The organism is Cytophaga sp. (assembly GCF_051961495.1).
Lineage (GTDB): Bacteria > Bacteroidota > Bacteroidia > Cytophagales > Cytophagaceae > Cytophaga.
In genome coordinates this window covers 1-7,694 of the sequence record NZ_JBQCDF010000120.1, presented here as the reverse complement: position 1 = coordinate 7,694, position 7,694 = coordinate 1, and the positions used below count along the sequence as shown (strand labels likewise).

The window sequence follows — 7,694 nt, the reverse complement described above, 5'->3', positions numbered from 1 at the left end:
AGTACCATTGTGAGCAAAAAATAGTACTAAATCTTTCATGGGTCTATGATCCCCAGTCAAATCTTTTCGGAAATGTTCAGCTATCCCTGTCAGGTTTGAAAAATTGGTTATTGCACTCATACACTAATCATTTATTTGAGGAAACAGGCCTTGCATCAATCCTTTTTTATGTAACTTCAATTGTTCTATCTCTTCGGCTTCTGTTGTTATTAATCCATCTACATAAGAAAGGCAGGAGGCAATTTTTTGTTGTTCATTAACAGAAGGAAATAAAACTGTAATACCACTTAATTGATTAACTGATAAATTAGCTTGTTTGGTACCTCCAGGAAGAGAATAAAGTTTTTCCAAGAAAAAATCAGCCTTCATTAATTGGAGAATAAAGCCTTTAATACAATTTTTTTGAGGAATAATTTTTAATACACGTTGATTTAATAAAAGATCGGGACAGTCTTTCGGTGTTTGAATCACAAAACCGTAATCCCTTTTCCCAAGAGTACCAGTCATTGACATTAATATATCTAATGGTTTTATTAAAAATTTATAATACTCTTCTTTATATTTTAATGGTAAAAAAACAGGCATTCTGTTTAGCAGTAAATCCCCTTGATATAAGTTACCCATCCTAACAAGTTGTATCCCATCTTCTTCAAAGTCTTCGCTTTTAAAAGCATTTCCCATTACAGTGTTTACTAAGTCTCCTACTTTACCAGTCATCCATTCTCCCTTATTCGAAAACTCCTTAAATCTATATTTAGGCACCTTTTCGCCTTCTTGCGGAAAAAGGCTTTGCATTAAGCCTCTTTTATGCTCTTTAAGTAATTCCAACTTTTTGCTGTGAGATGTAATTACTTCATCTAAAGAAGATAGGCAGGCTGCAATTTTTTTTTGTTCTGGTTCGCTATCAACTATAGGTAATTGACAAGTAATTATTTGGCTGGGATATATATGCTTGACGGTAGTTCCTGAAACCAATTTGATAATTTCCTTTTTAGAATGATTGAGTAAATAGCTAAGAAAAATGGAATCAATATTTGCTTTTGATCTTAGAATATTCATGTCTCCACCTAAAACAACATTATCGAGCATTATTGCTGATGCTTTTGCCAGGCCATCAGGTGTTACATCAGAACTAGGCATTAAAATATCCCCAACTTCACTCCTAAATCCATCACTTCTATACGTTCTAGAATGAACACATGAAATCACTTCATTATACTTTGTAAATAACTCACCATAATGAATACAAGGTTCAGTACCATTTTCATTCATATCGGCTTTAGAGAATGTACTCCCTCTATAAACATCACATACATCTGACACCAAAATAATATTCCAAGGTTTAGCAAACTCAGGAAAACGCAATTCAGGTATTAATTTATTCTTCTTACTCATAAGCTTCTAATCCTGATATTTTATGACCTTGAGCTATTTTTTTTAATTGAGGTACTAAGTCATCCATTAATGCCAATTCTTTTACTCTACGTTCTTTCCAACTCAATTCTAATGGTTCTAACAAATCAGTAAGTTTCTCACCATCAAAAATCATCCGACTTATGATTGTTTCAACAAAGGTTTTAAGATCTGCAGTTTGCAAACCGTTTTTGTGGGCAATATCTGCCAGCTCTTTGTTGTATTTGTTGTCTATAAATTTTTCAAAATTATGTTTTAGTTGATCTGCAGTTTGACCTATAGTCCAATCAAGTTGATCAATAAAACCAACTAAGTCTTCCTCTTCCGCCATTAAGTTAGAGTTTGACTTGAGCAAACTTTTTATTTGATCCTTTGTCATTTTTTGTGTGCCGGTTTTTTTACCTAAGTTTTCTGCTGTCAGATTCATGATGTAGTCATAATCAATAACAGCAGACGCGAACAACACAAATTCAAAGTCCAATTGTTGTATTTCCAGCGAAACATTCTCTTTCTCCTGTCTTGTCTGAAACTGTTTGGCTGTTTCTATATATGAACTCCGAAATTCTTGAAAAGTTTCTTTCGGTAAAATAGCTTCAATACTTACCTTTTGTTCTTCGTTTAAATCAGTGAATTGATCTAATTGTAATTTAAACCTCTGTACATCTTTAAAATTCTCTATAAATGCTATCTTGGCTGCATCGCCTCTTAGATTATACACTTCTTCCGGCTCGCTTAGCAGTTTATGTTCCTGCATGAAAGTACCTAATTTCGCTACGGCTTCTTTAAACTTGTCAATAACAACTGGAGCAGGATCAACCAACCAAATCTCTCTGGCTTTGCTATTGTCTTCTCCAGAGAAGAGCGCAATAGCCTGGTTTACGGCTTCTTGTTGCGAACGAAAATCTAAAATATTGCCATATGGTTTCGTATCATTCAGTACACGATTGGTACGAGAAAATGCCTGAATCAATCCGTGATACTTGAGATTCTTGTCTACATACAACGTGTTTAGGTATTTCGAATCAAAACCTGTTAGTAACATATCCACTACAATAGTAATGTCAATTTTTTCTTTGTGCGGAAGTTCTTTGTTTGTCCATTTTTGATCTTTGATGCGTCTTTGTACATCCTGATAATACAAATCAAATTCGTTAATGCTGTGATTGGTGTTGAATTGTTTGTTATAGTCAGAAATGATCTCAACGAGTGCCTTTTTCTTTTCTTCCGGATTGGTTTGGTTGTCGATTTTCTCTTGTTGCAAATCCTCCTGCAATTGTTTTACATCAGCCGCATTTTTTTGACTTTGCTGATCTCCCTCTTTAGCTATCAATTGAGCAGGTGGCGAAAATACACAAGCAATATTTAAAGATGTATACTCAGGATTTTCTGTCTTGTGTTTCTTTTGAATCTCTTTGAATAGCTTATAGTATTCAATAGCGTTATTGATCGAAGCCGTTGCCAATACTGCATTAAATTTCCGTTGATTGGTAGCTGCATTATGCTTTTCCATTATAGCATCTACTACAGCCTGCTGTGTAATTGGCTCACCCGGCTTAGGGTTTTGGTTCCCATTACCTTTGAAATAATCAATGTGAAAACGCAATACGTTTTTATCATCTATAGCGTGTGTAATGGTGTAAGCATGTAATTGCTTTTCAAAAATATCTTGCGTGGTTTTGTAAGAAGCATATTCATTTTCGCGAATATTATACGTAGCATTTTCATCAAAAATGGGGGTTCCTGTAAAGCCAAATAACTGTGCATTGGGAAAAAATTCTTTAATCGCCTTGTGATTATCTCCAAACTGCGAACGATGACATTCGTCAAAGATGAATACTATTCTCTTTTTGCTTAATGTTTCTAAACGTTCTTTATAATTTTTCTTATTCGTGCTATCTAAAGCTAGACCTAGCTTTTGAATGGTGGTGACAATTACTTTATCTGCGTAGTCGGTAGAGAGTAAACGTCTTACCAGTGTTTCAGTATTCGTGTTTTCTTCTACGCTTCCTTCCTGAAATTTATTGAACTCTTCGCGGGTTTGTCGGTCAAGGTCTTTGCGATCTACCACAAACAAACATTTTTCAATTTCAGGATTATCTTTCAGTAAAGTAGAAGCTTTAAAAGAAGTCAAGGTTTTACCACTTCCAGTAGTATGCCAAATATATCCATTCCCTCTATTGTCTTTAATGCAATCTACAATGGCTTTAACTGCATAAATCTGATATGGTCGCATAACAAGCAATTTCTGCTCACTCTCCACCAATACCATATGCTTACTAATCATTTCACCAAGTGTACATTTAGTCAAAAACTTTTCAGTGAATGGTTCTATATGTGTTATCTTCTTATTGTTTTCATCTGCTAATTGGTAGATAGGCAGAAACTGTTCGTCCGCATTGAATTGAAAATGCTGATTTTTATTATTGGAAAAATAATACGTATTGGTTCGATTGCTTACAATAAACAACTGCATAAAACAAAGTAGAGAATTCCCATAACCATTGCCTGGCTCATTCTTGTAATCCACGATTTGCTGCATAGCTTTCCGAGGAGAAATATCTAATTTCTTCAGCTCAATCTGTACAACAGGCAAGCCGTTAATCAGCAAAATAATGTCGTAACGTTGATGACTGTTTTCTGTATTAATTTTTAATTGACTAATAACTTCAAAGTCATTTTTGCACCAATCCTTGATGTTAACTAAGGTATAATATAAAGGAGTTCCATCTTCACGTTGAAAGTATTGTCTTTCACGTAACAGTTTAGAAGCGACAAAAACATCCGTATTAATAATCTCTTCACGAAGCCTTAAAAATTCACTCTCTGATAATTTTACCCGGTTTAATGCTTCAAATTTTGTTCTAAAATTTTGCTCAAGCGTCTTTCTATCAACTATTTCTGGTCGATGAATATATTTTAACTCGGTGAGTTGCTTGATCAGGTCTTGTTCTATTTTATTTTCTTTACTCATTATTTTTTTTAATAAATCTTGACGTAATGCCTAAAAATGGAATTCTTAAAAATGTGAGGCATCAGAATTTATTTTTTTAAATTCTATTAATTGAAGTTTATTAAATTATTCTTGTCAAGATAGTAAAATACACTGAAAAAAACTGTAAAGTCCGTTAAGTTGTCTTAAATCGAATAGAAGAATATATTTTTAAAAAAGTAATTCAATTAAAATGTGTAATAACAAAAAAATGCCCCGGATTTCTCCGGGGCATTTTCTATATAGAACTTAACTTTTTACCTACGCATACACCGTATCCAGCATACCGTGATCCTTCGCTTCAAGGCTGGTAGTGCCCATTAAGAAGATATCTACGTTACGTGCAGCTTCGCGACCTTCAGAGATTGCCCAAACAACCAATGATTGTCCTCTGCGCATATCACCCGCAGTAAACACTTTATCTACGTTTGTCTGATATTTGCCGTTTGCCTTGATGTTGCCGCGCTCATCGTACTCCACACCCAATTCATTCAGCATACCTGCATGCTGCGGGTGTAAGAAGCCCATCGCTAACAAGGTCAACTCGCAAGGGATCACGCGCTCTGTACCCGGTAATTCCTGGTACTTCGGCAGCTTGCTGTCTGCAGGTGTTACCCAGCCCATCTCAGCAATTTTCAATCCTGTCAAGTTGCCGTTTGCATCACCGATGAATTCTTTTGTTGTGATTGACCACAAACGATCGCAGCCTTCCTCGTGCGAAGTAGACGTACGCAAGATCATCGGCCAGTTTGGCCATGGCGTTGCTTCGTTTTTACCTTCAGGCGGTTTCGGCATCAATTCAAATTGCAATACATTCTTCGCACCATGACGGTTTGAAGTACCTACGCAGTCAGAGCCTGTATCACCACCACCGATAACTACTACATTTTTACCGGTAGCTAACAAATCACCGTTTTTATATGCTTCACCTGTATGGTCAACTTCTGTTTTGATGTTTGCCACGCGTTTGTTTTGCTGACTTAAGAATTCCATCGCAAAATGTACGCCTTTCAACTCTCTGCCCGGGATCGGTAAATCACGGCCAACCGTTGAGCCGCCTGTTAATACAATCGCATCGAATTGTTTTACGATGTCTTTTGCTTTAACGGTAACGCCAACGTTTGTATTCGTTTTGAAGATCACGCCTTCTTCTTCCATCAGCTTCACGCGACGGTCGATTACCCATTTCTCCAGTTTGAAATCAGGAATACCATAACGTAACAAACCACCTACCTGATCCGCACGTTCGAACACTGTTACTGTATGACCGGCACTGTTTAACTGTGCAGCAGCAGCCAGACCCGCAGGACCAGAACCTACAACCGCAACGGTTTTACCCGTACGTTTCTTCGGCGGATTTGCTTTTAAGATACCTTTCTCAAATGCTGTCTCAACAATGCTCTTCTCAATGTTTTCAATCGTTACCGGAGGCTTGTTGATACCAAGTACGCAAGATGCTTCACATGGTGCCGGACAAATTCTTCCTGTAAACTCAGGGAAGTTGTTTGTAGAGAATAAAATCTCTGCTGCTTCTTCCCAGTCATTTCTGTATACCGCATCGTTGAACTCAGGGATGATATTGCCCAGCGGACAACCACTGTGGCAGAAAGGTACACCGCAGTTCATGCAGCGCGCCGCCTGGTTCTTGATCTGCGTAGCAGAGAAATCCAGATAAAGTTCTTTATAGTCTTTAAGACGTGCTTGCGGATCTCTTTTTCCTGGCAGCTCTCTGCCGAATTCCATAAATCCTGTTGGCTTACCCATTGATTACGGCCTCCTTATTTCCTTGACTTTTTCTTTTTAACAAAACTGCTTTGTAATCGGAAGGCATTACTTTAACGAAATCCTTCACGGCGCTATCCCAGTTGTTCAGGATATTCTGCGCTACATCGCTACCTGTATATTTCAAATGGTTCTCAATCATTGTTTTCAATGTCTGGTTGTCTTCTGCATCCAATACATCAAACTCAATCATTTCCATGTTGCAACGTGCCGGGAATGTGCGTGCTTTGTCGTATACATAAGCAACACCACCGCTCATACCTGCTGCGAAGTTACGGCCTGTTTCTCCTAAGATAACAGCCAAACCTCCTGTCATGTATTCGCAACCATGATCACCCACACCTTCAACAACGGCTTTGGCGCCTGAGTTACGTACGCAGAAACGCTCACCAGCCTGGCCGCGGATATAAGACTCACCGCTTGTAGCTCCGTAGAATGCTACGTTACCAACGATGATGTTTTCACTTGGCTTGAACTTCGCTTGTTTAGAAGGATACAGAATCAAACGGCCACCGGATAAACCTTTACCCCAATAGTCATTCGCTTCACCTTCCAATTCAAACTGGATACCCGGTGCAAGGAAACCACCGAAGCTTTGTCCGGCAGAACCATTGAACTTATATTGAATCGTTGCATCCGGTAAGCCTTGTCCCTTGTGTCTTGTAGACACTTCATAAGACAACATCGTACCTGCTGAACGATCTGTATTTTGAATTTTGTATTCGCCTTTAACAGTTTGCTTATTGTCTAACGCAGCTTTTGCATCTCTTACTAAAGCAATGTCAAGGATGGCATCCATACCATGATCCTGTGCTTCCGTTTTGTATAATCCAACTTCCGGACCAGCTTCTTCTTTGTATAAGATTTTGCTTAAGTCAAGATCTTTGAATTTCCAGTGCGCGATGTCTGTACGTTTTTCCAGATTCTGTACCTGACCGATCATTTCGTCAACTGTTCTGTAACCAAGCTCAGCCATGATCTCTCTCATTTCTTCTGCAAGGAACGTGAACATGTTTACTACGTGTTCAGGCTCACCGCTGAACAAGGCACGAAGCTCTTTGTTCTGGGTAGCAACCCCAACCGGACAAGTATTCAGGTGACACTTACGCATCATGATACAGCCTACAGAAACCAGCGCTGCAGTTGCAACACCAAATTCTTCAGCTCCTAATAATGCAGCTACCACTAAATCTTTACCTGTACGGATCTGTCCATCGGACTGAACCGTGATACGGCTTCTCAATTTATTTTTAACCAGTGTCTGGTGTGCTTCCGCTAAACCAAGTTCCCAAGGCAAACCTGCGTGACGGATAGAACTGATCGGAGAAGCTCCTGTTCCACCATCATAACCAGCGATCAATACTAAGTCTGCGTGTGCTTTACTAACACCTGCTGCAATTGTACCAACACCTGCTTCAGATACTAATTTTACACTTACACGTGCTTTTGGATTTGAATTTTTCAAATCAAAGATCAACTGTGCTAAATCTTCAATCGAATAAATATCGTG

General features: G+C 38.2%; 4 protein-coding genes. All 4 read right to left on the bottom strand.

Translation table 11 applies throughout. The features are described from left to right. Positions 1–123: 123 nt before the first annotated feature. Positions 124–1,395, bottom strand: a complete 1,272-nt coding sequence (locus ACTHJT_RS05910) for a restriction endonuclease subunit S (RefSeq protein ID WP_440237077.1) — start codon at positions 1,393–1,395, stop codon at positions 124–126. Continuing rightward, positions 1,388–4,384 (bottom strand): type I restriction endonuclease subunit R, encoded by a 2,997-nt coding sequence (locus ACTHJT_RS05905; protein ID WP_440237076.1) that lies wholly within the window; start codon positions 4,382–4,384, stop codon positions 1,388–1,390. Before ACTHJT_RS05905 ends, ACTHJT_RS05910 begins: the two co-directional genes overlap by 8 nt. Positions 4,385–4,663: 279 nt before the next feature. Beyond that, positions 4,664–6,166: a glutamate synthase subunit beta gene (locus ACTHJT_RS05900; RefSeq protein WP_440237075.1), complete on the bottom strand. Its 1,503-nt coding sequence runs from the start codon at positions 6,164–6,166 to the stop codon at positions 4,664–4,666. Further along, positions 6,159–7,694: glutamate synthase-related protein (locus tag ACTHJT_RS05895; protein ID WP_440237074.1), on the bottom strand; the 1,536-nt coding region annotated here is incomplete at its 5' end. The genes ACTHJT_RS05895 and ACTHJT_RS05900, both read right to left, overlap by 8 nt.